The organism is Bacillus cereus group sp. N6 (assembly GCF_016483705.1).
Taxonomy (GTDB): Bacteria; Bacillota; Bacilli; order Bacillales; family Bacillaceae_G; genus Bacillus_A; species Bacillus_A wiedmannii.
This window is the reverse complement of the sequence record NZ_JAEHBI010000002.1, coordinates 115,967-141,596: the sequence shown is the minus strand read 5'-3', so window position 1 is coordinate 141,596 and position 25,630 is coordinate 115,967. Positions and strand designations below refer to the sequence as shown.

The following is a 25,630-nucleotide window of genomic DNA, read 5'->3' as shown; positions in this document are numbered from 1 at the left end:
TGGTAATTAGTCGAAAGGTTTAAGATGATGAACCATTACATCGATACGGTAATGCTACATGATTGTTGTATGAGCTGCAATATTGGGAAAGAAAATCGAGACGAATGAAATTATATGTGTTGAAAATGAGAGGGAATAGAAAAGAATTTCATAATATATTGTTTACAGAAGATAAAGGATGAGGGTTTTATAAAAAATAAGCAGTCGTAACCCTGTATAACTTATAGGGTACGACCGCTTATCATGTTGGTGTCTACTAAAGTGAGTTGTTTCGTTTTACTCTTTCATACATGCATAATGCAAGCAGATTATAGATGTATGAAAAAATAAAAGTAATTTGGGGCGTAATCTATCTATATGATAATTCAAAATGAAATATAAGTCTATATCTTTGTTGTTTTTTTGATTATATTTATATCACTGAGCTCAGAACAATGATGGGAGGATAAATATATGAAATCGAATTACGTACCAGTTTTAATTATTGGAGGAGGATTATCAGGGTTAGCATCTGCGCTATTCCTTGCAAAACATAACGTTGATTATTTATTGGTTGAAAGGCACCCGTCTACTGCAATTCATCCAAAAGCAGGTGGAATCACTTTTCGTACGATGGAGTTATTTCGAGAATTAGGTTTAGAACAAAGAATTAGATTGGCGGGTAAAGCATTAGAAAATTGCCGAGGAAGAATAGCAGTTCATACGATAGCTGAGGCGAATAAGGAAGAATTGGCAAAAATGCGGGCGACTCAGTATGGAAATGATGAGAAGTTACTTCAAAAAATAGAAGAGATTAGTCCATCAAAACAAACGGCTTGTTATCAAATTATTTTAGAAGAGATGATGTTACAAGAAGCGAGGTCATTAGATGGAGAATTATCTTTTTATCATGAATTGGTTTCTTATGAACAAAATGAGCACGGAGTAATCGCAACGATTCGGAATCGTGAAACGGAAGAAGAAAGTATTATTCATTGTGACTATGTAATTGCAGCAGATGGAGCGAAAAGTAAAATACGTGAGCAGCTAGGGATAAGTACTGAGGGACGAGGTACAATCGGTGGCTATTATATGAATATTTATTTTGAAGTGGATTTAAGTGAGTTTATACAAGGAGATGCATTTGGTTTTACTATGGTACTTCATCCGGAAGTTCTTGGTGCGCTTATTCCAGTTGATAACGAAAGAAGATGGATTTATCATGTATCCTACGATCCATTAAAAGGAGAGGGACCAGAGGATTTCACTATAGAACGCTGTAAACAAATTATTCAAACCGCAATTGGAAGCACAAATGTTGAGCCAGAAATAGTAAGTGTTTTACCGTGGGAAGCGACAGAAAGTACTGCTACAAAATTTCAAGATAATCGCATTTTTTTAGTTGGTGATTCAGCACATATTATGCCCCCAACTGGAGGATTCGGTTCAAATACAGGAATACAAGATGCGCATAACTTAGCTTGGAAATTAGCAGCTGTTATAAAAGGGAAAGCAAATCCAAAATTGTTAGAAACATATCATAAAGAGAGATATCCTGTTGCAAAATTAACGACAGAGTATGCGAGTAGTTTATTGTTCCGTGCTGCAAGTAGAGAGGAAGGCAGTTTGAATAATATGGATGGATTAGCTGTAACTGTTGGGTATCACTATTGTTCAGAGGCGATAGTAGATGACTCAGCTACTCCACATAGAATGGATATCGTAGAGTTGAACGGAAGACCTGGAACGCGAGCACCACACTTTTGTGGAACGTATGATGGAAAAGAAATTTCTATACTTGATTTATTAGGAAATGATTTTGTGTTACTTATTGGAGCAGAAAATCACGCTTGGGCCGAGTGTGCACAAGATGTTTCATCTGAATTAGGAATAAATATAAAAGTGTATCGAGTAGGTTTAACCGGAGACTTTATTGCTCAAGAAAATGTTTTTCGTGAATTATATGGGATAGAGAATGAAGGAGTTGTACTAATTAGACCAGATGGATTTATTGGATGGCGTTCGGAAAAAGCAGTGGTAAATCCAGATGTAATGCTGGAGGAGGTAATGAGTAATTTATTATGTGGTTTTTAAGTAACTACGGAAGTATTGTCTTATATAGGACGATACTTCTATTTTTTTGGCTTACAAAATAAAATTGTTTAGTGAAGAGACATTATTATTATAAAAACATATGTAAATTAATTCCCTTTCTCTTTGTGGTTATTAGAATTTTTTTAGTTTTTAGTTATAAGTGTTGGCAATTACTAGATTGAATCATTTTTTTATTGTATTATATTTCCTAGAGATTATATATTACGCTAGAGAGTGGGACTATTTGACTATTGAACCTCTTATTTTATCAAATAAAGAAGTATATGTATTAACGGGTATATTTGACCATGAAACAATGATTGGAATTGAGAACCCCTTTGAAAATTGGTCAGATGAGGAAATAGACAAAGAATTAGATGTAATGTACGAGAATTGGACAAACGAAGAGCTACTCATAATAAAAGAAGATGAAACATTATGTGACAAACAACTTTTAGAATATTTTCGTATTTGTTTAACTACAGGATTTGTTATTGAAGTACAGATAAGTAAAGACATTACTTTAGAAAAAAACATTTTCTATTTTAGTGAGAAAAAGGTTATACAAAATGTAATAACAGATGATAACGGTGAAAAACAATGTACATTTAAAGAATGCGGGACACCAGAGGTAGCTTGGCAATTTATATATCAAGCATTACAGCCTAAAAATACTTTCTCTTGTCCAAATTATACATTTAAAATCCCTTCTTCTGCATATAAGGAAACTATTTTAAATCAATCAAACAAGCAATTAGTAGATTACTTGAAACTTTACTTAGATGATGAAGCTTCCTTAGAGTTAGCAAACATTATACATAATCGTGAAGAATTAAATACTGTTCAAGTTCATTATTATATAAAGGACTCATGGTCTACAGATTGTATTCAGTTTTTATATAGTCAAAACCAATATTGGCTAATCCAAAAAGTTTTAGATAATGAGCAAACACAAACGAATTTTATTTGCCTTGATACCTTTACAATTACTGAAGAGATAAAGAAAATGGTACTTTATCTTAAATCATTAGGGGGTAAAACAAGGTGAGCGGTGAAATTAAGGTTACTCCTGACCATTTAAGGAAACTAGCTTCTAATATAGAACAAACAGCTCATGAGCTATCTGAAACACATCAACGTATCAATCAGCAGTTATTTGATCTTCCTTTCCAAGTATCTGGAAGAGATGCTGTGTTAAATCAATCCCAATACGCAGGCTCAGTGTTAGCTACTATAACGACAGTTTTAAAAGAACATAGTGATGCATTAAGAAAAGCTGCTGACCGTTTTGAGAAGGCTGATCAACAAGAAGTTTCATTTGGGGAAGAAGCAATTGATGTTAATTGGTTTGCACCGTTGGGTGGCGATATTGGTGATTGGAAAGATAACCCTACGGGATCATTATTTACTTTACTTGGTACTGTAACTGAAGGTGCAGCTGCCTACAAGTTGGCAGCTTTACATAATAAAGGTTTGCGTGTAACACCCTACACAAATAAAAAAGGAAAAGAAATGGTAAGGTTTCAAAATCGGACCGTACTAAAGGATAAAAATGGACTTAATGTGATAAGGCGTACAAAATTACCTTTAGCCGAAGTAAAGCAAATAGACGATGTAAAAAGACATGTTTTATCACCAAAAGAATTTCTTAAAGATTCATTGAAATTAAAAACAAATGCTTTAGGCTATGCAGCTGTAGGATGGGATGTAATTAATGATACAAAGGAAAATATTGAAAATAAAGCGTCAAAAACTAAGCTAGCTGGTGATATTATTGGTACTTACAGCAATTGGGGTTGGTACAACTGCTGTAAGTACCTTTGCGGGAGCCAAAGCAGGTGCATTGGTTGGAACTTTTTTGGGAGGTCCAATCGGAACTGTTGCTGGAGCTTGTATTGGCTTTGGTGTTTCTATAGGAGCTAGTATAGTAACAGATGGAATTAAGTTTAACAAAGGTGATTGGAATCATGATGGTAAACAGGATTCGATAAAAGATAGAGTTAAATCTGGAATCGGAGCAGCTTTAGATAAATTTTTTTAGTTTTTGGGAGATTAATATGGAAAAATACCACGGAAAAAGTACAGAACAAATTATTCAGAAATTGATGCCTGACAGTGTAAGATCGAGTGTCGTTATGGTGTGGGTAGTTATTAATTTTATGATTTTAACCCCATTTTTATTTCCTCCAACCTTTACTATATACTTATATATAATTTTACCTTTTCTTTTGACTGCTAATATATGGGGGGTATGGGTGTTTTTTTGCAAACCAAATGAGCCAAGGTTGGTACACATTTTATATAATGGATTTATGGGAATAACTTTTTCTTTTGGAAGCTTTATAGTGATTCAAAAGATTGCATATACCTTTATTAAAATTGAAACACCTTTGTTTTTTATTGTTACTTTTCTGCTTTACATTCTTACAATCTATAAATTGATTTCTATTGGAATGAAAAGTTTTTTAAGGCGATTAAACAATGAAGAAAATGACGATATAAAAATTTCTCCAATTGTTTATTTATCAGGATTGGGATATATTATTGGACAAATATGTATAGGTACATTATCACAAAACGGTTTAGCGACGGTCTTAATTTTAGTCTTTTCTTTATTTGCTGTTGTGCTTAGTATATCTGGAGTATATATATGGGTATATGTTGATTTGAAGAGGAAGGAAATGGATGGGATGCATAATGGACAAATATAATGGCAACAACATAGTGGATTGTATACGAATATTAATACCATTTGATATAAGGAATATTGTAGGCTTTGTATGGTTCTTTATGAATTTTATGCTACTTATCATTTTATTCATATTTCCACCGTACAATATATACTCTTACGTAGCTTTTCCATTTTATATGATATGTAATCTATGGGGAATTTGGGTTTCTATTCATAAGCCTCGGCAGCCTCAATTGCAACATTTACTATATTCTGGATTTGTTGCGTTAAGTATTTCATTTTGTAGCTTCATAGCTGTGCAAAAGTTAGCTTACGAATTCGTAGAAATAGAGTCACCTTTATTTTTTATTCTATCGCTTATTGCATATAGTTTAATTGTTTATAAATCTGAATTATTCTGGATTAAATATTTTACAGCCCGCTTAAGGGGTACAACTGATCAAAATGTGAAAATCCCTAAAATTTTATTTTGTTCAAGTTTAGGTTATATGATTGGTCAAGTTATTATTGGTGTTTTGAGTCAAAAGGCTATGGCTATTGTATTAATCATTCTCGCTTCATTTTTTTCCATTGTGTTCATAGCTCTAAGTACACATTTGTATTTTTACTTTGATTTCAAAAAACAATGTATTGCTTCAGGACATTTTAAAAAATTACATTCTCAAAAGAAGCCTAGGCTGTCAAGGAAGGAAAGGAGACAATCCGTGGCTGCTTCGGGATATGTAAATATACCACATTCTCAAAAGAAACCTAAACTTGCAAGAAAGGATATAGGAAATTAAGAATTTGTAATTAAGTAAAACCCAGATTTACGTAAATATCACGTCAAATGACAATAGAATTTTATCTTGTATGAATGGAAATTAAAGAAGTTAGATAGGAATTAGGCTGTACAGAAAAATTCGATGTGTTCAAATACTAATTAGTATAAGATAGATATATAACTTATACTGATTAAAGCTTTACCGTACTGAAAAAATAATATTCACAAATTTTAATAGGTTTGGTATGATTAATTTCGACAAGTTAATTGAGGCTGGAGATATTTGAGATAAGCCATAAATTTATTTAGGGATACAGAAGTGTCCTCTAAATAATTTATGGCTTTTTTTATTGATGAAATGTAATCAATAGGAAGTTACATGTGAATAGGAGGGATATGGAAAATAAATAGTATAGTAATAAAATAGGAGAATTATATTTGTAAGATTGGAATTTTAATATAGGCTTATAAAAATAATGAAAGTGTATCTTCTATTTCGTGTAAATCTCATTAACTTGTTGAAATTTGCAACGTAGGAAGGGTTAGAAGGATGAGAAAGATTATTAGCGTTTTAGTTATTTTCTTTATGACGGGAAGTATCTTTGTTGGGGGAGCTGTTCATGCGAAAGCAGAAGGAAAGCATGAGTGGAATAAGAATAAGTTTTTAAATATTGCACATCGCGGAGCAAGTGGACATGCACCTGAGCATACTTTTGCTTCTTATGATCTTGTGAAAAAAATGAAAGCGGATTATTTGGAGTTAGATATTCAGTTAACTAAGGACGGCCAGTTAATCGCAATGCATGATACAGCAGTTGACCGCACTACAAATGGTACAGGGGAAGTACGAGATAAAACATTAAGTGAAATAAAGAGCTTAGATGCAGGATCTTGGTTCAATAAAGCTTATCCAGAAAAAGCTAAGCAAGAGTATGTTGGACAAAAGATTCCGACTCTTGAAGAAATCTTCCAAAAGTACGGAAGAAGCATGAAGTATTACATTGAAACAAAATCACCAGATGTGTATCCAGGAATGGAAGAGAAATTGTTAGCGTTGTTAAATAAATATAATTTAGTAGGTCAAAACATGTCTTCTAGCCGTGTTATGATTCAATCATTTAGTAAAGATAGTTTAACAAAGATTCATAGTATGAATAAAAATATTCCGTTAGTTCAACTGCTTTGGTATTATCCAAATGAAAATAATGAGATTGTTGAATGGTCTGGTATTACACATGAACCGAAAAGTGTAACGAATGATGATTTTCAAGAAATTAAAAAGTATGCAGTTGGTATTGGGCCAAACTTACGCAATGATAACGGAGAACTAATTATTGATGAGTCATATATGAAAATGGCAAGGAAAAATGGACTGTTAATTCACCCGTATACAATTAATGAGAAACCAGATATGAGATTGTTAATTAAATGGGGTGCTACAGGAATGTTTACAAATTACCCTGATCGATTACATAGTGTGTTAAACGAAAAATAAATAGGAGAAAAGGTATACCGACGTTTTGGTATACCTTTTTCTATTATGCTAGATGATAGTAGTAGGATACATATTCCTCTAAGCCTTGAACTTCTTTTTCAGGAGGCTCAATGCCGCCTTTTCTACCATAGCAAATATTTCTCAAGTATTCTCCAAAAATCATAGAGCGACTCTTTTCATTTTCCATCCAGTTATATCTATTCATTATAAACTCACCATCGAAACTTGTATCAAATGTATATGGGATACAAGTAATAGTTTTAGGTAGATATTTTTTTAATACTCTAAATTGCCGACCAGCTCCTAAACTTTTGCATACAAATAGTAGCCGATTAATTTTTGTGAAATCAAAAATCTTTTTTGCTTCAATTACATTAGCGATTGAATGGAGGGAGTTTGTCTCGAATAGGATAGCGTCTTTTGATATGCCGTGTTCCATTAATTTATGTACAATTACTTCTGCTTCTGACAAATCCCCGTAATTCCAGCTTGGATGTTTCATGCCATGCAAACTAGTACCACCTGTAACGATAATTTTATTTCCTAAACCCTGTCGATAGGCTTCTAGAGGAGCTTGCCAATTGCCAGGGTGAGAACCGCCGAAAACGAAAATAACATCACATTTTTGTGGTGTTATTTCTTTTAGAAAAGTGATTTCTGTAATTTGATCGATTTGTTTTTTCGTAAGAGTAGGGACATCAGGATATTTAGGGATTACCATTTGAAAACCTCCAATAAAGTAAAATAATAAATTCATTATATAGCGATTTTGTTAGGTGAAAAAAGGGAAGCTTTTCATTTGAAGGTACCCCTTTTAAGTTAATTCTCCAACAAACCAAATTTCTTTTTTATAGCATTCACCTTCATCATAAATGATCTCTTGGAAGTGCAAGGTTTGAAAGGGAGGATAAATTGAAATTCCCCATGTCTTCCAAAAATCAGATTTATTTGAAAGAGGAATCCATTTTTGAAATTTACTATTTCTATTAAAGAAATTATGAAAGTAGTCTTCATTTTTAAATATAATTATTTGTGAATCCCACAAACTTTCTATAGAAATCAAAACAACAACTCGATATGTATGTGTATCGCTCGGTTTTATTTTTATTAAATGGTTTGCTTGATTTAATAGAGTTTGTATACATAATCGTTTTACTTTTTTAGGTGTTTTACACGAATTGATAAAAGCTTGGGAAACTGGTAAAGGCATATACCAATATTCATCGTTATAGAAAGCAGAAGGGAACGTTTTTGTATGTTCTTCAATTCGCTTTATCATCGTGTTTGTTTTACGCTTCATCCCACGTATTTTCTTTTCACGCATTGTTAAATCATCTCCATAAATTTTTGTAATGCAGCTGAGTGATATATATCTTTTCTAGTAATAAAAGTAGTAGGAACCTTTTTGAATCTATTTGGTAAAGGGTTGAATGATAAGTTATGTGCATGACCATTTAAAATAGATTTCATCATAATTGCTACGCCCATATTTGATTTTACACAGGCGAGTATTGCTTCAATTGTTCCGAACTCTAATATTCGTTTAGGCGAGATGCCTTCTTCTTGAAGCCAGTCTTCTAATAAACTTCTATAATAGCAACCTTGACTAAAAGCGAGTAAATTCATATCTTCTATGTCTGTAAGAGAGGGTAAAGGTTTTTTACTAATGAGAACTAATTCTTCTTCACGAAATACACTTGTATGAAGTTCAGCGTGCTGAGTAGAGCCAGCTATAAACGCTCCGTCTAGTTTTCTTTCTAACACTAGCCTAATTAGTTGTTCGGTCGTATTTGTTTCTAAAATCAATTCGACTTTTGGGTGTTTCTCATAGTAGGCCGTTAATATAGAGGGAAGCCTTACCGCAGTTGTAGATTCTGTACATCCGATTTTCAACGTGCCCTTTGGCTCAGTTCCATTACTTTGAACCGCTTTTATAGATTGATCCATTAAGTGGATAATTTGTTTAGCGTATGTTAATAAAATCTCACCGTTAGAAGTTAAAGTTACACCTTTTCCGTTACGGTAAAATAAAGGCACACCTAATTCATTTTCTAGTTGTTTCATACGCATTGTTACGCCTGATTGTACATAGTTCAAATTTTTAGCTGCGTGAGAAATATTATTTTCCTTCGCAACTTCGTAAAATACAGTTAAATCTTTTATGTCCACGTATCATCCCTCCGAAAAGGTATCAATTTTTTTGATGGATTATATGATGAATATTTATTTTATATGATATCAGAACTTTCATACAATGGAAGGGGGTGGAGGGATGATTGTGTTAATCGAAGAAAGGATGAAAAGTACTTATAAGTGGATGATGTTAATTGTTGCGACGATTGCTCAAACAACAGCGACGCTTATAACGTATGGTGTTGGAGTTTTGGCGTTATTTTGGAAAGAAGAATATGCGCTTACGAATATGGAGAGTGGATTGTTAGTAAGTGTTGTAAATGTTGGACCATTATTTTGTATGCTTTTTGTTGGGCGGCTACTTGATCAATATGATGAAAAGTTGTTAATTTCTATAAGTTCATTTTTGCTAGGAGGTTCTTTTTTACTAACTAATATAGTAAATGGATTTAATGGTCTGTTATTTGTACTTTTATTAGTAGGAATGTTTTATAGTGTGTCCCAGCCAGGAGGAAGTAAAGTGATTTTAAAATGGTTCCCAAAAGAAAATCGTGGATTAGCGATGGGAATAAGGCAAGCTGGTATCCCGATTAGTGGCGCATTAGCGGGAGTGCTAATCCCGTTTCTTACAATACAATATAATGTGACTTACGCGATAAATAGTATGGCATGCATTTGTATCATTGGAGGATTATTATTTTTTATGTTTTATAAAGAGCCATATGTTCAAGAGGATGCAAGGAAAGGACATATTAAAATTTCTTTTTGGACGCAGCTAAAAGTAGTGATATGTAAAAAAGAGTTGTATCCAATATATATAACGGGTATTTGCATGATTTCATTGCAAATGGTGTTAGTTGGGCACTTCATGAAATTTTTAGTAAGGGAAGAATCCATTACATCTATTGTAGCCGGAACAGTATTTTCAGTGATGTTCTTTTCTGGAATGATTGGCCGTGTTGTATTAGCAGCTAGTAGTGATTTGTTTTATAAGGGGAATCGGCATACGCCTTTATTTATAGCTGTTTGTGCTTCTATCGGCTTGATTCTATTGTTAGTCATGAGCATACATACAGTAACGAGTGGAGTGTTGTATGGTGTAAGCGCATTGTTAGGATTCTTTTCAATTGGTTGGTTTAGTCTTTTTATTGTTGAAGTTGCTGAATTGGCAAGTGAAGAATCTGTTGGAATAACAGTTAGTTTGGCACTTACATTCAATCAAGTTGCGATTATTGTTGCACCTGTTTTATTTGGTTATATTGTCGATGAGAAAGGGTATACGTATGCGTGGTTGTGTATAGTGATATTATTAAGTATCTCGGCAGTGAGTTTATATCGTAAAAACAAAAAATAAAAGAAAGTTAGCAATGTAAAATTTTTATGAAGAAAGTCTAAAGAAATGCCGAATGAGCGACATTTCTTTTTTTATATGTTGTATAATCAAAATGCAAATGAGATTCGTTTTCATTGGTGTTCATTGCCTCTTTTGAAATTGCCTGTAACTTTAGCCATAATGAGTTGTTTTTCTGTATCGTTATGTGCATGATTTATTTTGTTTGAAAATTTTTCAGCATCATTTCCTTTTAATATCGTAATTTGTTTTCCGTAATATTCAATTAAAAATATATTATTTTTTGTTACCCTATAATGAAACATCATATCATCTAAACGATTGCGTTTATCAGTATTTTTCATGTTTATAGCTCCTTTTTGATAATGTGTAACAAATGTTACATAAGATATTGAAATTATAGTAGGGTGTATCCGATTGTAAGGTGGAAATTTTGCAAGAAAGAAATACAATAGAGAGTAGTCAAAAACTGAATATGAGAAAAAGGAATCTAGTTCACTTAGGTGAATAATAGATAGATAATAATATAAAGTATTTGAAAATTAACAGATATAGAATAGAATGGATGCGCGTTAAGTGAAACTAGATAAAAGAGGGTTCCTATTATGCTAAAGAAATGGTTAATTGTTTTCTTTATTTTTGCTATTTTTTGTGGGAGTGTCGTTGCACTAATACATGTAAATAAAGGAAAGAAATATGATATAAAGGCATTTTCTAATGTAAATAGTAAGCAAAAGGACGGTATGCAAGAAGTTGATGCAAATGAAAAAAAGCGCTATGAAGTTGTAGCTGGAAAACTAGATCAATATTTAAAAGATAAAGGATTTAATGGGAGTGTTCTTGTAGCTAGTAAAGATCATGTAATTTTACGAAAAGGTTATGGATATGCGAATGTGAAAGATAAAGTAGTAACAACGCCAAGAACGAAATATCGCATTGGTTCTATTACGAAAACAGTCGTTGCAATATCTATTATGCAGCTAAAAGAAAAAGGGAAATTAAATATTGAAGACAATGTAAATAAGTATATTCCATCATTTCCGGCAGATAAAAACATTACGTTACGAAATTTGTTAACACATACGTCTGGGTTGCCAGATCAGGGACAAGGTAGGGTTGATGCGGCGTCACGATTAAAGTTAGTAACGTGGATTGGTGCACAAAAATTGCAATTTCCTGCAGGGACTGGGTGGAAATATACAGATTATAATTATATGGTGCTTGCGTATATTGTAGAAAAGATATCGAATAAACCGCTCGCTGAATATGTGAAAGAAAATATTTTTACGTCTGTTGAAATGCATGAATCTGGAATGGGTGCAACTCTCCCTGAAGATATTTTTTTAGCAGAAGGTTATACGAAAAAAGATAACGAGTTAATAGCTGCGCCTCGGTTAAAAATGAATTGGCTGTATGGGTGTGGTGAAATGTATACGACTGTTGAAGATATGAAAAGATTAGATGAGGCTATTATGGATGGAAAACTGCTGTCTAAACAAAGTGTATTAGATATGTTTACTGCATCACCTGTAAGAAAATATGGATTTAGCTTCTATACTAATCCAGATTATTATCATAATCATGGTGTATTAGCTGGTTGGAATACATTTAATAATTTTAACCGGGATAAACGAACGTTTGTCATATTATTCTCTAACGTACAAAATGGTATGAATGATTCATTTAATCAGGAGTTTAGGAAAATGGCGAATGATTTAATAGAAGGAAAATAATAATTTTAAAAGTCGGTATTGATATGTAATGATCAATACCGATTTTTTTTATTTCGTAAAGTTCAGCGTGCTAAATAAGTAGGTAAGGAAGGTAGTTGAATAAATACATATAGTTAGTTAAATGATATGAATGCAAAGAGAAATTGGTAATTTTTACATTGAAGAAAAAGCTTGAGCTTCACACTATGTGAAGCTTTATATTATTGGAGATAGGAACAGGAGGTTGAAAAAATGAAAAAAGTAGTAAAGTTTTGTTTAATAAGTGTATTATCCGCAACGATTATTAGTGGTTGTTCTTTTGAAGGTGGTAATGAAAATGCAAAAGGGAAAGAGAGTGAAAAAGTAGAGGTACAGAAAAAGGTTGGAAAATATACGATGCCAGATGAAAAAGATAAACATGAAGGTACATGGTTGCAATGGCCTCATGAATACACATATGGTCAAGAATATAAGCAGGAAGTTGAACCGATTTGGGTTAAGATGGCAAGCGCTTTAACTGAGGGTGAAAAAGTTCATATTGTTGCATACGATGAGGAAGAGAAAGAGCGCATCAATAATCTTTTAATAGATAAAGGACTGAATATGGATAAAATTGATTTCTTTATCGCTCCTACTGATGATGTATGGGCAAGAGATAGTGGACCGATTTTTGTTTATGACAATAATAAAAATCTCAAAATATTAGATCCGGCATTTAATGGTTGGGGAAAGAAAACACCTTATAAAAATGATGCTCGTATACGTGAAAATGTTAGTAAACAATTAGGGATTGAAAGGATTGATTGGGGGAACTTTGTCCTTGAAGGCGGCGCAATTGAATTAGACAGTAATGGGACTGCTTTATTAACTCGAAGTGCAGTAACAAATAAAAATAGAAATCCAAATTTATCAGAAAAGGAAATTGAAAAGTATATAAGTGACCTAGGAGTATCAAACTTTATTTGGTTAGATGGAGTACCTAATTTAGATATTACTGATTTTCATATCGATGGATTTGCTAAATTCCATGGTAAATCTACCATTGTAACGATGAAAGAAGATGACCTAGCCGAATGGGGTTTGTCAAACAAGGATATGGATACATTGTTAGATGCAAAAAATGCTTCAGGACAGAAGTATAAGTATGAATACTTACCCCTTAGTAAAGATAAAGTTACTTTAGAAAATGGAAAAGCTCTCGATTATAAAGGCTCGTATATCAATTATTATATTGGGAATGCTGTGGTATTGGTTCCTAATTATAATGATCCGAATGATAAAATCGCAAACGATACGATTCAGAAGTTATATCCAGATCGTAAAGTAGTTGGTATTGATGTGAGAGAGCTTTATAAAAATGGCGGCATGATTCATTGTGTTACACAGCAACAACCGATTCAATTGAAATAATCGATTGAAATTCAGCAACCTACCGACAAAATAGGTACATTGTTACCTTTATCTATTTTGTCATGTTTTATTTTTCGCAAAAAGGAGCAAGGGCATTGAAAGGAATAATATTAACTAGTTTCATAATGATAGGGCTTATGATTCTATTATTAAATTTCATACTTTCATATAAATTTTTATTATTGTATTTTAAAACCCTGTCAAGAGTCAATTTTTCGCTCAACCACGGCTATATATTTTTTATATAAATATATAATATTTCTTCGTGCTATAATCCATTCATGAAATGTGCACGTTTCGAACATTGTTATGAAAAGAGAAATAGTTGGCATAGTGAAATTAGTTATTCAACCATTATTAAAAAGCGAGGTAAATAATATGGAACAAAAACATAATGGAATTATTTTTACTGCAATACCAGATAAATCAAATGCATATTATCGTCCATTTTATGAAGACCTGATTTATTTTAATGAATACTTAAATGAAAATAAATCATTTACTGATCAACTTGTTTCTTTATCCATTGAAGAGCAAGACTTTCATACAAGCTTTTTTGAGTATGATGATATTTGGCTAAGAGATGTTGCACCAGTTGTTACAAATCATTTAGTTAAATTTAAATATCAACCAAATTACTTACCGAAAGATCAATGGAGATATTTAGATCAACAATTTAATAAATGGTTAAAAAAGAACGATTTTGAATATGGGAAGTCTCCATTGATATTAGACGGTGGAAATCTTATTTGGAATAAAAAAGATACTGTTATAGTAACGGAACGCATATTTGATGATAATGATGATTGGACGGAAGAAGAAATTATAGAGCAACTGGAATGGGATTTGGATGTGAGCCGAGTTATTATTATTCCTGCTGAAGAAGGGGACGTACTTGCACATGCAGACGGAATGGTTAAATTTATTGATGAACATACGATGTTTATTAGTGATTTTTTAGGGGATCATGAATTTAGATATAATGTTCAAGAAATTATTCAAGAGCAAATGCCAGAAGCTAAATTTATAGTTGTTCCATCGTCATATACAGAAAAGGGACAATATGATGAAGAAATAGCATCGGCAAAAGGGTTGTATATAAATATGTTAGAAACATGTGATACGATTTATGTTCCTAAGTTTGGATTAGCTAAAGATAGGGAAGTTTTACAATATATTCAACAGCATACGGAGAAACAAGCTATTCAAATTCATGTAGGAGAAATATCGACAATGGGAGGCGCAATAAATTGTTTAACGTGGTATTGCCCTCGTCATTTATTACCTTCAAAAATGAGGAGATTGAAAAATCAGAATGAAGATTTTTCAGTTAAGAAGATTTTTGATTGGTTTTAAAATAAGCTTATAAGAAAATGTATTCAAGGGGTAAGTATATGTATACAATTACTGAGTTTTCACGGATTTGTAAAATGAGTACACGGATGCTAAGGCATTATGACAAAGAGGATATATTAAAACCAGCATATGTGAACCCGGAAAATGGGTATAGATATTATGAGCAAGGACAGTTAGAAATAGCGTTGAAAATAAAAAAGTTAAGAGAGTATAAGTTCCCTCTACCAAAAATTAAAATCATTTTGCAGTCATCAGATCAAGACTCGTTTGTGAAACATATGCAAGCACAAATTATAGAGTTGTCTCACGAAGTGAAGCAAAATTTACAGGTTATTTCAGAAATGAATGAAATGGTAAATGTGAATAATGGCCTGCATATTGCTCGCCATAGAAGTTACGATATATTAATTGGAATGAGAAATGAAATAACAGTAATTGCTCAAAGACTGCAAATAAATATAGATGATATGGATGATTATTTTTATGACTTATATGAAAAATTACAAAAGCATAACTTATCAATAGTTGGTTCGCCCTCTACGGTCTTTTATGATGAAGAGTATATTCCAAATGAAAGTGATGTTGAATTAAGGATTCCGGTCATTCATGAGAACAATAAAGATGTAGTACAAGAATATGAAATAAAAAAATTAAATCCACATCAAGTCGTTACTACTATGCATTATGGAAGTTATGACTATATAGGCTACGCTTATATTGCGTTAGAAAAATGGATTGAAAGAAATAGTTATGTAATAGAGGGGTCACCATATGAGGTCTACGTAAAGGGTAACTAACTGTTACGATTTATTTAACCAATTATAACTAAAGTTAATTAAATATATCAGTAAGCCCTGCTAGTCAAGTGATTGGCTAGTAGTGAGGGTTAACTGCGGGCAATCCCTAAAGCTGATTGAACTACAACGTGGCTAGAAATAGCGAGCGTGAATGTCGCGAAAGCAGAAAAAATCAATCAGATGGTGCAAGGTTAAATTCTAAACACTAGAACAATGGGTCTTCCGCCTCGAATCATCTAAGTCAAAATGGATAAGATGAACGTTCAACGACTATCTCGTATAACTGACGAGAGTACATCACAAGCCTATGGTGGTGGAAAAATCCTCTATCTTTAAGTAGATAAACATATAGTCTGCGCTCATGTGAAAACATGAGAAGTTCATAAGAGAACTGGCTAAGGAATTGCGCCCTTAGTTGAACGAGATACATTTAATTAAATCTATCAAACCTCATTGAACCTACCGAACGTATGTGCTAAGATAGATTTAATGAGGTAAGAATAATAATGAAATTTTTACGAGTTAGTCAAGTATCAGAATTAACAGGTTTGCATCCGAGTGGTCTCAGGAGAATGCTGGTGGAACACGCTACGATTCAGAAGAACAAATCTTTCATTAAAGGAGTTAAATTCTGATGATATTGGCGAAGAAAGTCAGACTGATTCCAACGCCTGAACAAGAAAAAGTGCTTAGAAACCATGCTGGTGCTGCAAGATTCGCTTATAACTATTGTAAAAGAATGAGTGATAGATACTATAAGCTATTTGGAAAATCTGTTTCACAGTTAGCTTTACAGAAACGATTTACAAAGATCAAGAAGCGAAAGAAATATGAGTGGTTAAAAGACATCAACGCACAAGTTCCTAAACAGGCTTCAAAAGATTTTGATACGGCGAGGAAACATTCGTTCAAAAAGTACAAAAATGGTTATCACACTTCTTATAAATCCAAAAAAGATTTAATCCAAGGATTTTATGCTAATTATGAAAGACTGATTATAGGAAAGAAAGTAGTTCATATTCAGTCTATTGGAGAAGTGAAAACAAGCCAACAACTACCAAGAAACAAAAAACCATCAAATCCAAGAGTTACATTTGACGGTCGTCACTGGTGGATGAGTGTAGGATTCCAAGAAGACTTTGAATTACAAGAACTAACCAATGAGTCGATTGGTGTGGATGTGGGTTTAAAAGAGCTGTTTGTAGCTTCTAATGGTATGAAAGAACGAAATATAAACAAAGATGCCAAGGTTAAAAAACTTTTGAAAAGGAAAAAGTCAGCACAAAGAGATATGTCTAGGAGATTTAAAAAAGGTGTAAAAATTCAATCTGCCGGATATGAAAAAGCTAAAACTGAGCACCTGCGGTTATCTAGGAAAATTACGAATATCCGAAATAACCATATCCATCAAGCAACAGCTAAATTGGTGAAAACCAAACCAAGGAGAATTGTTGTGGAAGACTTATCTATCTCAAACCTGTTAAAAAACAAAAAACTATCGAAAGCAATTTCCTTTCAAAAATTACACTTCTTCTTTCAATGTTTATCATACAAGTGCGAGAAGTACGGCATTGCGTATGTAAAAGCTGATAAATGGTTCGCCTCAAGCAAGATTTGTTCATGTTGCGGAGTAAAATACGACCATTCAGTTCAACCAGAAGGACAGTGGAGTTTAAAAATACGTGAGTGGTGTTGTGCTTCATGCAATAGCCATCACGATAGGGATGTAAATGCGTCGATAAATTTATCAAGATGGGTAAAATAAATGCTTGATAATAGGAGGTAACGATACTGCCTCGTGTGGAGTGTTATACCCCTCGTCCCTTTGGGGTTGCGAGAACACGATGAAGCACTAACTTGTGTAAATTTGATTGAATTGTATAGATTTAGTTAAGTTTATCGTATCGGACCTGAATGTGATTGTTTAGTAGAGGAGTATGTGACACAAATTTGTTTTTTAGTTATGAAAATAAGCTGAGAATAAGGATTGACATTAACATTATGTCAATCCTTATTCTATTTATGTAAGTAATTCATCATAATGAAAAGGAGAAAAAATATGAAAAAAACAATCATGATTATTTGTCTGATTCTAAGTATGACATGGGTATCGGCTTGTACTCCTGGAGTAGGAGAAGGTGAGAATGGTAGTTTTGTTTTACCTAAGGAATTGCCCAAAAATGTAGTGTTTAAAAATGGTACCATCTATACTTCAAATGGCAAGCAAGACATTGTAGAGGCTGTAGCCGTTAAAGAAGGGAAAATTACATTTGTTGGTTCAAACAAAGATGTAGAAGAATTTATAAATGAAGATACGAAAGTGGTGGATTTACAAGGACGTTTTATTCTTCCTGGTTTTGTGGACAATCATAATCATATATTTGAGGCGAAATCACCAGCAGCAGGGAATTGTAGTGTTTCACCGGATGCTTCGTTGCAAGAACAACGCTCGTATTTAAAGGCTTGTAAAAAAGATGTGAAAGATGGCGAATGGATAAGTGGAACAGGATTTAGTTTGGAAGAGCTGTTAAAAGATATGGACGAAAAATCAGAACAACAAACGCCATTACAAGTTCTTGATGAGTTATTTCCTAATAACCCTGTATTAATTATGGAAAGAACTTCTCATTCTGTCTGGGTTAACTCAAAAGCATTGGAAGTAGCGGGAATAAATAAAGAGACGAAAGATCCGCAAGGCGGAAGAATCATCCGGGATCCAGAAACAGGAGAACCTTTCGGGCTTCTGTATGATACAGCAGGGGATATCGTGATGGAAAAAGCATGGAGTTCCCAGCCTAATCTCTTTGAAAAAAATTATGAAGGTTTGCTGGACGGTTTAGATAAGGTTGCGAAGAATGGGATTACTACAGTCGGCGATGGACGCCTTTATTGGAAACGAGGCTGGTTAGATGTTTGGAATAAAGTTAACGATGAGAAAAAGTTAACGTCGCGAGTAGTACTTCGTCCGTGGGTATATCCGAACTTAAATGAAGCAGAACAAATAGAGTATTTCAAAAAGATTAAGCGTGGTGATGTATCATCTCGAATGCTTATTAATCAAGTGAAGATGTATAGTGATGGAATTAGCATTAACAGTACAGCTAAAATACTAGAAAAATATAAATTTGAGTGGTTTCAGGGAACGCCGTACGGTTTGAACTATATTCCAGAAGAGAAACTGAAATGGTGGTTGAAGGAACTTAATAAACTTGGTTACGGTGCGCTCATTCATACGATTGGAGATGGCGGGGTAAGAGAGAGTTTAAATGCAATTGAGGCAGCGAAAAAAGAAGGGGCGAATCAGCCTTATACGCTTACGCATGTTGAGATGGTAGAAGATAGTGATATAAATCGTTTTGCTAAGTTAGGTATTAGCGCTGATTTCCAAGTAGGTCATGATTTTGCAGAAGATCCTAAACAAAGCTGGGCAAGTACGTATTTTACAAATCAACAGATGAAACGAATTATGCCGTTAGGACGCATTTGGAAAACAGGAGCAAATGTATCGCTTAGTAGTGATTGGGATGTAAATGAACTAAATCCACTTGTGACGATTTCGAATGCACTAAGTATTGATGAAAAGGGCTTGTCAGATGTATACGCAGCTATTGATGCATATACAATTAAGCCCGCTAAAGCATTAGGTCTTGATAATATTACTGGTTCAATTGAAGTAGGTAAATCAGCCGATATGGTATTACTAAATGAAGATATTACTAAAATGAGTGCCGATAAGATTCCGAATGCGAAAGTTTTAGTGACGGTTTTACAAGGAGAAGTAGTGTATCACAAGGGAAAATAAAGAATCAGTTTATGAAGTAGTTAATATATTTCTGTTGACCTTAACACGATGTCAAAGTTTAGACTGAACTTACATTCGAATAAGGGGTGAACATGTATGAGAAATATGGAAAATAGTTTGTTTTATATGCCAGCTGAGTGGGAAAAGCATGAGGGGACATGGCTCCAATGGCCTCATGATAAAGCTCATAGAGGTGGAGGTTACAGAGCTAAGCTAGATGATATTTGGGTAACGATGGCAAAGGAGCTTCATTACGGAGAAATTGTGCATATTGTTGTATATGATGAAGAAGAAAAAGTACATGTCCAATCGAAGTTAATGGAAGCGAAAGTGGATATGGATAAAATTGATTTCTTAGTTCAAGAGACGGATGATGTGTGGGTAAGAGATAATGGACCGATTTTTGTAAAAGATAAGGAAGGCAATCTCTGCTTAACACACTGGACTTTTAATGGGTGGGGTGAGAAATATCCGTATGAAAATGATGCGGGTATTCCGGCGGAAATAAGTGAAATGTATAGCATTCCAAAAGTTAATTCTAGTGTCTGTCTAGAGGGCGGGGGAATAGAGATAAACGGAAATGGAACCTTAATGGCGGCAAAAACTTCTATTATAAATGAAAATCGAAATGCTACACTAAGTCAGGAAGAGATTGAAATAGAGTTAACGAAGCATTTAGGGGTAACGAATTTTATATGGATAACGGGCATTCGCGGTGAGGATAATTATGATGAAGATACGGATTACCATATTGATGGAGCAGCACGTTTTGTAAATGAAAATACAATTCTTTATGAATATGATCCTTTCGGAGAAAGTGAATCATACCTTTTGGAGGCGTACGAAAAGCATTATCAAGAATTGCGACAAGCAAGAAATATAGATGGAAAACCATTTCAGCTCATACCAGTACCGGTGACAAGAAAAGTGGTAAAAGAAGCAGACTGTAAGGGCTCATATTTGAATTTCTACATTGGAAATGAAGTTGTATTAGTTCCTATATATGGTGATGAACATGACAAGTTAGGGCTTTAAATCATGGAAGGGCAGTTTCCAGGAAGAAGAATTGTCGGTATTTATGTAAATGAACTGTTTGCGTATGGTGGCATGATTCATTGTGTGACGCAGCAACATTTGGCATAGAGTATCCGAAATGAAAAAAGCATGCAGAGTATATACTCTGCATGCTTTTTATAATGCTGAAAACTCTTCAACAAGTGAGCTAAAACGATTTAGTGCACTTTCAATCGGTTCTGGCGTAGTTAAATCAACTCCAGCTTTTTTCAGTAAGTTTAATGCATAGTCAGAACTTCCGCCTTTAAGGAATTCAATATAATGTTTTTGAGTATTTGGATCGCCGCTCAATAACTTATCAGCAATTTGGATTGCAGAAGCGAAACCAGTTGCGTATTTGTACACGTAAAATGGACGATAGAAATGCGGTATTCTAGCCCAGCCGTATTTTACTTCTTCGTCAAATACGAGGGAGTCGCCATTATACTCTCTAAACAAGTTTTCATAAACTTCGCTAAAGACTTGGGCATTTAATGGTTTACCTTGCTGCGCCATTTCATGTGTGATTTTTTCAAACTCAGCGAACATAATTTGTGTAAAGAAAGTGCCTTTAAATTTGTCGATGAAATGATTTACTAAATGGTTACGTACATTAGCATCTTTTGCTTCTTTTAATAAATGATGAATTAATAGGACTTCATTTACTGTAGAAGCGACTTCTGCAACAAAAATAGTATAGTGTGCAGAAATTCTCGGTTGGTATCCGTGTGAGTAGTGCGTATGCATACCGTGTCCACATTCATGAGTGAGAGTGAAAAGGCTATTTAAATCATCGTGATGATTTAAAAGAATGAAAGGATGAACACCGTATACACCAAAATTATAAGCGCCGGAACGTTTTCCTGGCGTTTCTCTCACGTCAATATAACGCTTATCTTTAAAGCTTTTTAATGTTTTAATATATTCTTCACCTAATGGAGCTAGTGATTCGATCATCATGTCAAACGCTTTGTCATATGGAATGTCTTGTTTTACACCCGCTACTAAATCAACGCTCAAGTCGTACTGGCGTAGTTCATCTACATGTAATTTTTCTTTTCGAAGTTCATTATAAGTATGTAGTGATTGAATATTTTTTTTCGTCGTCTCAATTAAATTTTCATATACTTCTTTCGGAACCATGTCGCCAAATAATGACTTTTCTAAAGCTGATGGATATTTTCTTAGCTTTGAAACAGTAACATTATTTTTAATAGCAGCAGATAAAGTAGAAGCGATAGAATTTTTTAATTGAACGTATGGTTTGTAATAAGCTTTATAGGCTTCTTTACGTTTCTCGCGATTTTCATCTTCTATTAACTTTGCATACATTCCACGCGTTAAAGTAACTTTTTCTCCCTCATCAGTAGTCACTTCACCAAATAGTATATCTGCATTATTTAACATGCCGTATGTATGCTGTGGGGAGGAAAGTGCTTCACCCATTTGTGATAAAATCTCTTCTTGGTCTTTATTCAATACGTGTTTTTTATAACGGTATAATTCAAATAAGTCTTCTTTATAATATTGTAAACCTTCTGCTTCTTCTATGTAAGAATGTAATGTGTTTTCATCTACGCTAAGTAAGAATGGGGAAAAGAAAGATTTAGCCGCACTTACTTTCACGTGTAATTGTGATACTTTATCGACAAGAGATTGAGCGTCAGTATCGCGCGTATCAAGATCAGATTGTAATCGTGCATAAGCGAACATTAAAGATATTATGCTAGAAATTTCTTCGCTCTTTGTTAAATAGGCTAATAAACTATTGCCATCGTGAATATGTCCATTAAACTCATGTAATTCTTTCGTTAATACTTCAATTTTATGAAAATCGCTTTCCCAATCTTCAATTGTATGATAAATATCCGTTAAATCCCATTTCTCTTTATCATCTACTTGTAGTCGATCTTTAAGTTCTGTCATAATCATTTCCTTTCTAAATATGTAGTTATATTCCTATATAACTATGAAATACAACAAATTGCAAAAAATCCCTGCTGAAAATTGAAAAGCCTTGCTAAAATGACAAGGCTTAAAAAATTATAATGTAATTCCGAATTTTGAATGTAAAAGATTTTTATATTGCACATCTGTAACGTTTTCTTTCGTTTTTTTACCGTTTTTCGCTATTGTGAGACTATCCTTTGTTAAAGATGCATGCCCATCTTCAGTTAATTTTACAATAAGAGGTACTTTGTTAAATGGTGAGCCCTCATGTTCAACGATAATTTCTTGTGCTGCATTTGCTTTTTCTTCATCCACTTCTTCTATATAAAATGCATAGCCTAACGTCCAATCATCAGCAGAAGATTGATCCAAAAACTCATTGTTTTTACGCATCTCTAACATGTAATTTCCCTTTTCAGTCATTTCTTTACGAATACGATAATCTCCTGTAATGGAGTGAATGACTTCACCTGAGAAAGGAATAGGTGTAAGAGGTAAGTATGATCCGAATCCTACTTCAATTAAATAAAGTTCATTATGATGTGCTAAAACAGTTGCGATGTGTCCAGAATCAACAGCCCATATAGAATTTGCAGCATTGTACACTGTTCCTGAAACGAGATGAACATCAAATCCAGCGTCTTTAAGGAAGTAGTACATAGTAGGATTGAGTTCATAACAAAGACCGCCACGGTTGTTTACTAAAATTTTTTCTTTTAGATTTTCTTTTGATATTTCTGTAAAGTTGTTTTCGAGTATATTTAAGTTTTCAAAAGGGACAGTTTGTGCCATCGCGTACATAATGTTAGGTAAATCTTCAAATGAAACTTTTTGTTTTTCTTCTATATGTAATCTTGAAAAAAATTGTTTTTGAAAGTCGGTCATAGAAATCCCTCCGTCATGCTTTTATAGATAAATTGTAAACAATCTTGAATAAGATGTGAAATGAAAACTACTTTGAAGTATTTGTTGAATATGTGAAGTTAGACTAAAAAATAATGTGGGAGAGTGAGAGATTGCTACTTTACTAATTGTAGAACGAATATTATAATAATTCCGATAAACTATGCAAACGTTTTCTTGGAAGGGGATGATGTAAATATGTTGAAAAGAATAACAGTAGTTGGCTTGTCGGTTGTTTTGTATTTACTTAGTATATATGGGGGGAGTAAAGTTTATGCAGATACGGTTAACAATGGAACGTTAATGCAGTATTTTGAGTGGTATGCTCCGAATGATGGGAATCATTGGAAGCGTTTGCGTTCGGATGCTGGAAATTTAGCTCAGAAAGGAATTACATCTGTCTGGATACCGCCTGCATATAAAGGAAATACGCAAAATGACGTAGGATATGGAGCGTATGATTTATATGATTTGGGAGAATTCAATCAAAAAGGAACGGTGCGGACGAAATATGGGACAAAAGCACAGCTGAAATCTGCAATTGAAGCTTTACATAAGCAAAACATTGATGTATATGGTGATGTAGTTATGAATCACAAAGGTGGAGCGGATTATACTGAAACTGTAACAGCTGTTGAGGTAGACCGTAACAATCGAAATATTGAAGCATCAGGTGATTATGAAATTAATGCATGGACAGGGTTTAACTTTCCAGGGCGTGGCGATGCTTATTCTAATTTCAAATGGAAATGGTATCATTTTGACGGAACGGATTGGGATGAAGGAAGGAAATTAAATCGAATTTATAAATTTAGGGGGATAGGTAAAGCATGGGACTGGGAAGTGTCTAGCGAGAATGGAAATTATGATTATTTGATGTATGCAGATCTTGATTTTGATCATCCAGATGTTGCGAATGAGATGAAAAATTGGGGAAAGTGGTATGCGAATGAATTAAATTTAGATGGCTTTCGTTTAGATGCTGTTAAACATATTGATCATGAATATTTACGCGATTGGGTAAATCATGTCAGACAGCAAACGGGGAAAGAAATGTTTACAGTAGCTGAATATTGGCAAAATGATATTCGAACTTTAAATAATTATTTAGCGAAGGTCAATTATAATCAATCTGTATTTGATGCACCATTGCATTACAATTTTCATTATGCTTCAAAAGGAAATGGGAATTATGATATGAGAAATATTTTAAATGGAACAGTAATGCAAAATCACCCTGCACTTGCAGTTACTCTCGTTGAGAATCATGATTCTCAGCCTGGACGGTCATTAGAATCTGTAGTAAGTCCGTGGTTTAAACCGTTGGCATATGCATTTATTTTAACTCGTGCAGAGGGCTATCCTTCAGTTTTCTATGGTGATTACTATGGGACAAACGGAAATAGTAGTTATGAAATTCCAGCATTAAAAGATAAAATTGATCCGATTTTGACGGCACGAAAAAACTTTGCATATGGTACGCAGCGTGATTATTTAGACCATCCAGATGTAATTGGATGGACAAGAGAAGGTGATGATGTACATGCGGATTCTGGTCTAGCGACATTAATCTCAGATGGGCCAGGAGGATCAAAGTGGATGGAAGTTGGAAAGAATAACGCAGGGGAAGTATGGTACGATATGACGGGTAATCAAACAAACATTGTAACAATTAATAAGGACGGATGGGGGCAGTTCCATGTAAGTGGAGGGTCAGTTTCCATATATGTTCAGCAGTGAACTGGTGATAAAAAAGAAGAGGAAGACTGAAATATAAGTCTTCCTCTTCTTTTTATATTGTGCAAATTTATTTTTCCTGAATCTTTATTGTAATAAAAGAGCTAGTCGACCTTTATAACAACAAGAGAGGCATTGGAATATATAATGTCACCTGTGGCTTCTCTTATTCGTACTCGAAGAATATCTCCTTACTGTGATTGCTATAGAACTAAATATTAGTATGTTTTTAACGTGATTTTAATAGATATTATATTTGCTTTACGGTAAAATGAACATAGTGTAAAATTACACAATAAGTGTAAAGTGATAATAAATGGGTGTTTTTTACACTTGTGACTATTGAAAGAAGTTCTTTATATAAATCGTAATTTAAAATCGATAAGGACATTTCTATATAGGT

General features: G+C 33.6%; 19 protein-coding genes and 4 pseudogenes. 16 read left to right on the top strand and 7 right to left on the bottom strand.

The genetic code is table 11. The annotated features are described in order from the left end of the window. Nucleotides 1-453: 453 nt before the first annotated feature. From JDS99_RS02560 to JDS99_RS02535, 6 genes and pseudogenes are all read left to right on the top strand, one after another. Nucleotides 454-2,073 (top strand): FAD-dependent oxidoreductase, encoded by a 1,620-nt coding sequence (locus JDS99_RS02560; RefSeq protein WP_199694484.1) that lies wholly within the window; start codon nt 454-456, stop codon nt 2,071-2,073. 244 nt (nt 2,074-2,317) lie between these two features. Continuing rightward, nucleotides 2,318-3,121, top strand: coding sequence for a hypothetical protein (locus tag JDS99_RS02555; protein ID WP_199694483.1), 804 nt, complete (start codon nt 2,318-2,320; stop codon nt 3,119-3,121). Next, nucleotides 3,118-4,114, top strand: a pseudogene (locus JDS99_RS02550) (WXG100 family type VII secretion target). Before JDS99_RS02555 ends, JDS99_RS02550 begins: the two are co-directional and overlap by 4 nt. A 16-nt stretch (nt 4,115-4,130) precedes the next feature. Beyond that, nucleotides 4,131-4,784, top strand: a complete 654-nt coding sequence (locus JDS99_RS02545; protein ID WP_137015404.1) for a hypothetical protein — start codon at nt 4,131-4,133, stop codon at nt 4,782-4,784. Next, nucleotides 4,759-5,547 carry a hypothetical protein gene (locus JDS99_RS02540; protein WP_199694482.1) on the top strand — a complete coding sequence of 263 codons (789 nt, stop codon included), beginning with the start codon at nt 4,759-4,761 and terminating at the stop codon, nt 5,545-5,547. The genes JDS99_RS02545 and JDS99_RS02540 overlap by 26 nt, the downstream gene beginning before the upstream one ends. A 531-nt stretch (nt 5,548-6,078) precedes the next feature. After that, nucleotides 6,079-7,023 carry a glycerophosphodiester phosphodiesterase gene (locus JDS99_RS02535; RefSeq protein WP_199694481.1) on the top strand — a complete coding sequence of 315 codons (945 nt, stop codon included), beginning with the start codon at nt 6,079-6,081 and terminating at the stop codon, nt 7,021-7,023. A gap of 43 nt (nt 7,024-7,066) precedes the next feature. Here JDS99_RS02535 and JDS99_RS02530 read toward each other — a convergent pair whose 3' ends face one another. From JDS99_RS02530 to JDS99_RS02520, 3 genes are all read right to left on the bottom strand, one after another. Further along, entirely contained in the window at nt 7,067-7,744 is a 678-nt protein-coding gene (locus tag JDS99_RS02530; RefSeq protein WP_199694480.1) for a YdcF family protein, read from the bottom strand. A gap of 93 nt (nt 7,745-7,837) precedes the next feature. After that, complete coding sequence (locus JDS99_RS02525; RefSeq protein WP_199694479.1) at nt 7,838-8,347, bottom strand: DUF3916 domain-containing protein; 510 nt, start codon at nt 8,345-8,347, stop codon at nt 7,838-7,840. 2 nt (nt 8,348-8,349) lie between these two features. Next, nucleotides 8,350-9,192: a LysR family transcriptional regulator gene (locus JDS99_RS02520; protein WP_088122765.1), complete on the bottom strand. Its 843-nt coding sequence runs from the start codon at nt 9,190-9,192 to the stop codon at nt 8,350-8,352. Nucleotides 9,193-9,277: 85 nt separating this feature from the next. Between JDS99_RS02520 and JDS99_RS02515 the strand changes: the two genes are divergently transcribed. Then, nucleotides 9,278-10,510 carry an MFS transporter gene (locus JDS99_RS02515; RefSeq protein WP_199694478.1) on the top strand — a complete coding sequence of 411 codons (1,233 nt, stop codon included), beginning with the start codon at nt 9,278-9,280 and terminating at the stop codon, nt 10,508-10,510. A gap of 110 nt (nt 10,511-10,620) precedes the next feature. Here the strand turns inward: JDS99_RS02515 and JDS99_RS02510 are convergent, their stop codons facing one another. Beyond that, on the bottom strand, nt 10,621-10,851 hold the full coding sequence (locus JDS99_RS02510) for a hypothetical protein (RefSeq protein WP_199694476.1): 231 nt from the start codon (nt 10,849-10,851) through the stop codon (nt 10,621-10,623). A gap of 261 nt (nt 10,852-11,112) precedes the next feature. Between JDS99_RS02510 and JDS99_RS02505 the strand changes: the two genes are divergently transcribed. The 8 genes and pseudogenes from JDS99_RS02505 (at nt 11,113) to JDS99_RS02475 (ending at nt 20,727) form a co-directional block, all read left to right on the top strand. Further along, complete coding sequence (locus JDS99_RS02505) at nt 11,113-12,240, top strand: serine hydrolase domain-containing protein (protein ID WP_199694473.1); 1,128 nt, start codon at nt 11,113-11,115, stop codon at nt 12,238-12,240. A gap of 231 nt (nt 12,241-12,471) precedes the next feature. After that, nucleotides 12,472-13,629 carry an agmatine deiminase family protein gene (locus JDS99_RS02500; protein WP_199694471.1) on the top strand — a complete coding sequence of 386 codons (1,158 nt, stop codon included), beginning with the start codon at nt 12,472-12,474 and terminating at the stop codon, nt 13,627-13,629. Nucleotides 13,630-14,007: 378 nt separating this feature from the next. Then, nucleotides 14,008-14,985: an agmatine deiminase family protein gene (locus tag JDS99_RS02495; protein ID WP_098082292.1), complete on the top strand. Its 978-nt coding sequence runs from the start codon at nt 14,008-14,010 to the stop codon at nt 14,983-14,985. A gap of 38 nt (nt 14,986-15,023) precedes the next feature. After that, complete coding sequence (locus tag JDS99_RS02490; protein ID WP_199694469.1) at nt 15,024-15,782, top strand: MerR family transcriptional regulator; 759 nt, start codon at nt 15,024-15,026, stop codon at nt 15,780-15,782. Nucleotides 15,783-16,416: 634 nt separating this feature from the next. Then, nucleotides 16,417-17,547: an RNA-guided endonuclease InsQ/TnpB family protein gene (locus JDS99_RS02485; RefSeq protein ID WP_199694467.1), complete on the top strand. Its 1,131-nt coding sequence runs from the start codon at nt 16,417-16,419 to the stop codon at nt 17,545-17,547. Nucleotides 17,548-17,676: 129 nt separating this feature from the next. Continuing rightward, a pseudogene (locus JDS99_RS32530) lies at nt 17,677-17,760 on the top strand (MerR family transcriptional regulator); the annotation flags it as partial. An 81-nt stretch (nt 17,761-17,841) separates the two neighbouring features. Beyond that, complete coding sequence (locus JDS99_RS02480; RefSeq protein ID WP_199694465.1) at nt 17,842-19,584, top strand: amidohydrolase; 1,743 nt, start codon at nt 17,842-17,844, stop codon at nt 19,582-19,584. 96 nt (nt 19,585-19,680) lie between these two features. Further along, a pseudogene (locus JDS99_RS02475) lies at nt 19,681-20,727 on the top strand (agmatine deiminase family protein). 48 nt (nt 20,728-20,775) lie between these two features. Here the strand turns inward: JDS99_RS02475 and pepF are convergent. Together pepF and JDS99_RS02465 are read right to left on the bottom strand one after the other, a co-directional pair. Continuing rightward, nucleotides 20,776-22,563, bottom strand: a complete 1,788-nt coding sequence (gene pepF, locus JDS99_RS02470; RefSeq protein WP_199694463.1) for an oligoendopeptidase F — start codon at nt 22,561-22,563, stop codon at nt 20,776-20,778. A gap of 117 nt (nt 22,564-22,680) precedes the next feature. Continuing rightward, the gene (locus JDS99_RS02465) at nt 22,681-23,472 is read right to left on the bottom strand and encodes an arylamine N-acetyltransferase family protein (protein WP_199694461.1); all 792 of its coding nucleotides are present in this window, start codon (nt 23,470-23,472) and stop codon (nt 22,681-22,683) included. Nucleotides 23,473-23,688: 216 nt separating this feature from the next. Between JDS99_RS02465 and amyS the strand changes: the two genes are divergently transcribed. Continuing rightward, nucleotides 23,689-25,230, top strand: a complete 1,542-nt coding sequence (amyS, locus tag JDS99_RS02460) for an alpha-amylase (RefSeq protein WP_199694459.1) — start codon at nt 23,689-23,691, stop codon at nt 25,228-25,230. A gap of 101 nt (nt 25,231-25,331) precedes the next feature. Here the strand turns inward: amyS and JDS99_RS32500 are convergent. Next, nucleotides 25,332-25,418: pseudogene (locus JDS99_RS32500) on the bottom strand (exosporium leader peptide); the annotation flags it as partial. Nucleotides 25,419-25,630: the final 212 nt, after the last annotated feature.

What these genes read in the sequence shown, in the direction of transcription:
- JDS99_RS02505 (WP_199694473.1), top strand. Translation starts at nt 11,113, where the DNA reads ATGCTAAAGAAATGGTTAATTGTTTTCTTTATTTTTGCTATTTTTTGT.
- pepF (WP_199694463.1), bottom strand. Translation starts at nt 22,563, where the DNA reads ATGACAGAACTTAAAGATCGACTACAAGTAGATGATAAAGAGAAATGG.
- JDS99_RS02540 (WP_199694482.1), top strand. Translation starts at nt 4,759, where the DNA reads ATGGGATGCATAATGGACAAATATAATGGCAACAACATAGTGGATTGT.
- JDS99_RS02495 (WP_098082292.1), top strand. Translation starts at nt 14,008, where the DNA reads ATGGAACAAAAACATAATGGAATTATTTTTACTGCAATACCAGATAAA.
- JDS99_RS02515 (WP_199694478.1), top strand. Translation starts at nt 9,278, where the DNA reads ATGGAAGGGGGTGGAGGGATGATTGTGTTAATCGAAGAAAGGATGAAA.
- JDS99_RS02480 (WP_199694465.1), top strand. Translation starts at nt 17,842, where the DNA reads ATGAAAAAAACAATCATGATTATTTGTCTGATTCTAAGTATGACATGG.
- JDS99_RS02490 (WP_199694469.1), top strand. Translation starts at nt 15,024, where the DNA reads ATGTATACAATTACTGAGTTTTCACGGATTTGTAAAATGAGTACACGG.
- JDS99_RS02525 (WP_199694479.1), bottom strand. Translation starts at nt 8,347, where the DNA reads ATGCGTGAAAAGAAAATACGTGGGATGAAGCGTAAAACAAACACGATG.
- amyS (WP_199694459.1), top strand. Translation starts at nt 23,689, where the DNA reads ATGTTGAAAAGAATAACAGTAGTTGGCTTGTCGGTTGTTTTGTATTTA.
- JDS99_RS02530 (WP_199694480.1), bottom strand. Translation starts at nt 7,744, where the DNA reads ATGGTAATCCCTAAATATCCTGATGTCCCTACTCTTACGAAAAAACAA.
- JDS99_RS02535 (WP_199694481.1), top strand. Translation starts at nt 6,079, where the DNA reads ATGAGAAAGATTATTAGCGTTTTAGTTATTTTCTTTATGACGGGAAGT.
- JDS99_RS02560 (WP_199694484.1), top strand. Translation starts at nt 454, where the DNA reads ATGAAATCGAATTACGTACCAGTTTTAATTATTGGAGGAGGATTATCA.
- JDS99_RS02545 (WP_137015404.1), top strand. Translation starts at nt 4,131, where the DNA reads ATGGAAAAATACCACGGAAAAAGTACAGAACAAATTATTCAGAAATTG.
- JDS99_RS02510 (WP_199694476.1), bottom strand. Translation starts at nt 10,851, where the DNA reads ATGAAAAATACTGATAAACGCAATCGTTTAGATGATATGATGTTTCAT.
- JDS99_RS02465 (WP_199694461.1), bottom strand. Translation starts at nt 23,472, where the DNA reads ATGACCGACTTTCAAAAACAATTTTTTTCAAGATTACATATAGAAGAA.
- JDS99_RS02485 (WP_199694467.1), top strand. Translation starts at nt 16,417, where the DNA reads ATGATATTGGCGAAGAAAGTCAGACTGATTCCAACGCCTGAACAAGAA.
- JDS99_RS02500 (WP_199694471.1), top strand. Translation starts at nt 12,472, where the DNA reads ATGAAAAAAGTAGTAAAGTTTTGTTTAATAAGTGTATTATCCGCAACG.